This is a genomic window from Bowmanella yangjiangensis (genome assembly GCF_017255015.1).
GTDB classification, from domain to species: domain Bacteria; phylum Pseudomonadota; class Gammaproteobacteria; order Enterobacterales; family Alteromonadaceae; genus Bowmanella; species Bowmanella yangjiangensis.
This window is the reverse complement of record NZ_JAFKCS010000777.1, coordinates 1-344: the sequence shown is the minus strand read 5'-3', so window position 1 is coordinate 344 and position 344 is coordinate 1. Positions and strand designations below refer to the sequence as shown.

The window sequence follows — 344 nt, the reverse complement described above, 5'->3', positions numbered from 1 at the left end:
CAGCCTCGGCGCCCTGGTCGCCGAACACATCTTCGGCATCCAGCTGCCCGTGCTGTGCATCGGCCATGCCGCGTTTGCCCAACTGGCCGCGCACCACGGCAGCTTCGCTCGCGTCGACGGGGCGAACCTGCAGCTGTTTGCCCACGCACCCGACGATGGCTGGCACGCCAGCCCGCTCGAACCGGTCGCGCCCCAGGCGAGCACGCTCGAACTCAACGCCGGCGACCGCGCCCTGCTCGCCGGCGAACAGGGCCGCGCCGCCCAGGTCGCCATGCAGCTGCTGGTGCGCATGGCCGAACTGCAGGGCGCCAGCGCACTGCTCGACATCAGCCAGGCGCATATCG

The 344-nt window shown here is 71.5% G+C and carries 1 protein-coding gene; it reads left to right on the top strand.

Features of this window, described 5'->3' with window-relative positions:
• The coding region (locus J0A65_RS26635) for an aconitase X (RefSeq protein ID WP_206597181.1) at positions 1-344 on the top strand (344 nt) is incomplete at both ends.